The 460-nt window shown below is 70.2% G+C and carries 1 protein-coding gene; it reads left to right on the top strand.

All coding sequences use genetic code 11. The features are described from left to right. On the top strand, positions 1-452 hold a 452-nt coding region (locus AC1DG9_RS27735; protein ID WP_477635791.1), incomplete at its 5' end, for a LysR substrate-binding domain-containing protein. Positions 453-460: the final 8 nt, after the last annotated feature.

Genomic DNA, 460 nt, shown 5'->3' with positions numbered 1-460 from the left:
CGGTGGTGCCGGTCGCCAGCCCTGAACTTCTGGCCGACAACCCCTTGGAATCGCCCGAGGACCTGGCGCGTCACATCCTGCTGCACGACGGCTCGCCCGACGCCGACGATTCGTGCCCGGACTGGGCCATGTGGCTGGCGGCGCGCGGCATCAAGGGCGTCGACGGCGCCCGCGGCCCGCGCTTCAACCAGTCGAGCCTGGTGATCGAGGCCGCCGCCAACGGCCGCGGCATCGCCCTGGCCAAGCGCACCCTGGCCCAGGCCGACCTGGACGCCGGACGCCTGGTGATCCCGTTCGACATCGCCACCTCGGTCGACTTCGCCTATTACGTCGTCCACCCCAAGGCCAAGGGTCGCCTGCCGCAGGTGAAGGCCTTCGTGACCTGGCTGAAGGATGAGGCGGCCGCCCACGAAGCGGCCCTGCTGACCATCGACAACGGAGCCGGCATCTAGGCTGGAAC

Source organism: Pedobacter sp. 05L430, assembly GCF_056397585.1.
Note: the sequence above shows the minus strand (reverse complement) of the source record. Positions and strands in the feature narration are given on the sequence as shown.